Source organism: uncultured Campylobacter sp. (assembly GCF_937949835.1).
Classification (GTDB): domain Bacteria; phylum Campylobacterota; class Campylobacteria; order Campylobacterales; family Campylobacteraceae; genus Campylobacter_B.
The window spans coordinates 1-3,315 of the sequence record NZ_CALEDC010000077.1 but is presented as its reverse complement, the minus strand read 5'-3'; the positions used below and the strand labels follow the sequence as shown (position 1 = coordinate 3,315).

Annotated in this window: 5 protein-coding genes; all 5 read right to left on the bottom strand. The window is 45.2% G+C overall.

The window, feature by feature from the left end; all coding sequences use genetic code 11:
• A partial coding sequence (locus tag Q0256_RS01695; RefSeq protein ID WP_297959518.1) for a hypothetical protein occupies positions 1-559 on the bottom strand: 559 nt, incomplete at its 3' end.
• Between the two features lie 264 nt (positions 560-823).
• Positions 824-1,633, bottom strand: a complete 810-nt coding sequence (locus Q0256_RS01690) for a class I SAM-dependent methyltransferase (RefSeq protein ID WP_297959517.1) — start codon at positions 1,631-1,633, stop codon at positions 824-826.
• Between the two features lie 272 nt (positions 1,634-1,905).
• A complete protein-coding gene (locus Q0256_RS01685; protein ID WP_297959516.1) occupies positions 1,906-2,367 on the bottom strand; it encodes a hypothetical protein in 462 nt (153 codons plus the stop codon).
• Positions 2,368-2,500: 133 nt separating this feature from the next.
• Positions 2,501-3,034, bottom strand: a complete 534-nt coding sequence (locus Q0256_RS01680) for a hypothetical protein (RefSeq protein WP_297959515.1) — start codon at positions 3,032-3,034, stop codon at positions 2,501-2,503.
• The coding region (locus tag Q0256_RS01675; RefSeq protein ID WP_297959514.1) for a hypothetical protein at positions 3,027-3,315 on the bottom strand (289 nt) is incomplete at its 5' end. The genes Q0256_RS01675 and Q0256_RS01680, both read right to left, overlap by 8 nt.

Here is a 3,315-nt window from a genome sequence, read left to right as displayed (position 1 = left end):
CAGGTTTTGTTCTGTTAAAATTTTGCTCGCCGGAAATTTTATCAGCGATCGCTCTGCTAATTTTTGTCTGCGATTTTAGTGCCGGTAGATACACGGTCTCATCGGCGTCAAATTCCGGATTTGCGTTATATGTTATTATCGCCACCAAAATAGCGATAAAAATAGCGGGTATAATCTGACGTGTATCCCAGTCTATGTGATATTTTATCTGTAAATAAAATCCGACCAAAGCATAAAGAACGTAAAATATCGCAGCCACATGTATCCATATAAGCATAAATGCCTTATCTGCATCACTAAATAAAAGCAGGGCATATTTTTTATACTTCAGCCTGTTTAGGCAGACGAGTATATTTATCGCAGATAGCGCGAGCATGCATAAAAACGACATTATGGGCGCATCATGTACAAACGTAAGAAACACGACGATATAAATCAGGAAGGTCAAAAGTGCCCCTAAAAACAGATATCTACAAAAGCGAAATCTATCGTAGCTTTTTAAAATTTCTTGCGGAATTTGGCCGATGTCCGCGGGGGTTTTGTCTTTTTGCGTTTGCATTTTTACCGCCTTCCTCGGTTATTTTAGCTCAAATTTTGCTTTTTTATTCCGTAGCGTTTTAAATTTAATGAAGCGGGCTTTTTGGCTTGCTTCTTTTTTAGCAGACAATTGATCCCGATTTTGCATTAAATTTTAAAAATGAATACTTACCGGCTCTTGCAATTTTATCGATAAAATTTTTAGCAGGCTAAATTTACGCTTCTTTTCTAGCTAAATTTAGCTTCAAAATTTATCCTGCTCCATTCATAAAATGAGGCAACTAAGCTAAAGCTCATCCATTTTATCCACCCGCACGAACGCCCAGTGCATAAAATCCCGCTTTGGCTCGTATTTGCCGCTGTTAAAATACTCCGCTAGCCGCGCTTCCTCCGCTTCGTTTAGCTCGCCGCCTAGCATCCAGCGCGTCTTTTGCACAAACTCCTCTGCACTTTTCGCTCCGCCGTCATGGCACTGGGCTTTGATATAGCTTAGGCTCGGCAAATAGCCCATTTGAAACAAGATATTTAAAAGATAGACGAAGTCGGGCTTTTGCTCCACTTCGCGCCCTATCGCGTCCAAAATCTCATCATCTACGAAGCTGCCGCCCACCTTAAACGTGATGTAAAGCGATTTTTTGGTCTTTGAAAGAAGCTTATTAAGTGCAGTTTTTAGATCGTCCACCTCAAGGCAGCGCGAGGCAAAAACCACGTCGCACGCGGGCACGTCCGACCAGTCGTCCTCGAAGGCCTTTTGCGCAAATTTTGCGTTTTTTGCGCCGTAAATTTGAGCGTTCTCGCGGGCGAATTCCAGCATTTTGCGCGAAAAGTCGTAGCCGTAAATTTGATCCACCTTTTCCGCCGCCAGCACGCTTAGCGCGCTCGCGCCGCATGCGAAATCAAGTAGCGTAGAAACGCCCGTAAAATCGACCTTGTCTATAAACTCGCGCGCGTAGGCGCTTTTCATCACGCCCTCGTTGAAGCTCGGCGCCTTTTTATCCCAATGCTCGGCCAGTTTTTTGCCGAATGAGCTTTTTGCCTTTTGCGCCTTATAAAGCGCATCAAAGTCGATCTCATCGTAGTTTGAAGGTAAAATCATAACTATCCTTTCTAAAATTTTGCGGGCAGATCGCACCGATTTTTCATTAAATTTTAACGTAAATTTATGCGCCGCCCCAAACCCGCCTGAAATTTCAAACCGCCCGGCGAAAAGTGCTAAAGCAAGCCCGCCTCTGCATATTTTATCCGCCTGCGATCCTTTAAATTTTCGCCGAACGATTGCAGTTAAATTTTAAAAGTCCGCTCATAAATCAAAATTTTTAGTCTATCGCCCGCACTTGTTCGCTCCGCATTTAAATCGCCGCTGTGGATTTATTGCAAAGCTCCCAATCTAGCCGCTATAACCTTTTGCATCGCTTGATTTTTCTTGTTTTTGGCTAAAATTTGCAGCCTCCTTTTGCCGATGCGCTTGTCGGCGGCCTTTAGGATATTTGCAAGCCCCCATTCATCGGCACCAAAGTGCTTTGCAAACAGCTCCTCTTTGGGCGTGTCGATATATTCGCGTATAAGCTCGCCGATGCCGCTTATGTCGTTACCATACGGATAAATTTTCGTTAGAGCGCCCCCTGCTAGGCTTTTTACGCCACCGCTTTTTAGCACGAAATCCTTCGGGTAGTCAAAAATAATCTCGCCCGCAAGCGTGATAAAATATCGTGGCAAATCCGTGCTGCCGCGTCTGCTTTGCATCCTATAGACCGTGCAGTGGAGCTTAAAATCAGTGCTTTCATCCACGAGCTCGTAAAGCCGTTTTTGAAGCTTGCTCCAGCGTTTCATTTTGCCTCCTTTTGTCTATTTTTCGCCTCTTGCGGTTTCGCGCGTAGCTTTTTCCGCCCTTTGCGACGATCGCGCCTGAAAGCTCCGCGCCTTTTCTATTTTTTGCAAATCCGCTTTGTAAAATTCTGCCGCGCTAAACGGTCTCCCAAAATCTCGACTCCGTCTTGATCGCGCCTCGGTTTTTCTCGCGTAAAATTTGCAAAAATTCTTTAAAGTTTGGCGTAAAAACAGAAGCGGCGGGCACAAATTTATACTCGCTCGCGCCGTCTTGCTCGGGCTTGTCCGCGCTGCTGCGTTCAAGCTCGCTCGCGCCGCCCGCAAAGCGGATCCGCCAAATCCTAGCATGATTTATCCGTATTTTTGTAACTTCAAGCGTCAAAATTTGCTCAAATTTATACCTCGCCGCGAGCTTCTGTCCGTCAAAAACGTAGATGAAATTTTGATCGAACCAAAGGCTCTCGCCTGAAACAAAAAACCGTTCCAGCCAGAACAAAAACGGTCGCACGGAAAGCCTTTTTACCGCGCTTGCTTCGCTTATCCCATTTATCGCGGCAAGTCGGTGCGAGCTAAGCTTGCGAGGGTTGCGCCAAAAAAGCGTCCAAGTAGTCCCGCCCAGAAGCAAGACGCTAAAAATTACGATTAAAATTTGAATTAAAGCTTCAGCCATTTAAAATTTTAAGTCCTTTTACAAATGCAAATTTCGCCTCCGTATCGCCCCAAAACGAACTCCTGCCGAAATCCGCCTCCGCGCCGTTTGCAAGCTCCTCGTAAAGCTTATAAAATCGCCCTTTGTAGGTGCAATCGCTTAGGCAGACGTTAAAAAACGCATCCGCCGCGTCCCTGCCTCCGAAATAAAAGATAAAGTAGATCGGGTGCAGATCGAAGGCGCTTAGATTTTTGTTAAATTTAGCCCCGCGCTGCATCATAAACTCCACCGCTTTTTGCTTA

Bases quoted from the DNA above. Each gene is read 5' to 3' on its own strand.
- Q0256_RS01690 (WP_297959517.1), bottom strand. From the start codon at position 1,633: ATGATTTTACCTTCAAACTACGATGAGATCGACTTTGATGCGCTTTAT.
- Q0256_RS01685 (WP_297959516.1), bottom strand. From the start codon at position 2,367: ATGAAACGCTGGAGCAAGCTTCAAAAACGGCTTTACGAGCTCGTGGAT.
- Q0256_RS01680 (WP_297959515.1), bottom strand. From the start codon at position 3,034: ATGGCTGAAGCTTTAATTCAAATTTTAATCGTAATTTTTAGCGTCTTG.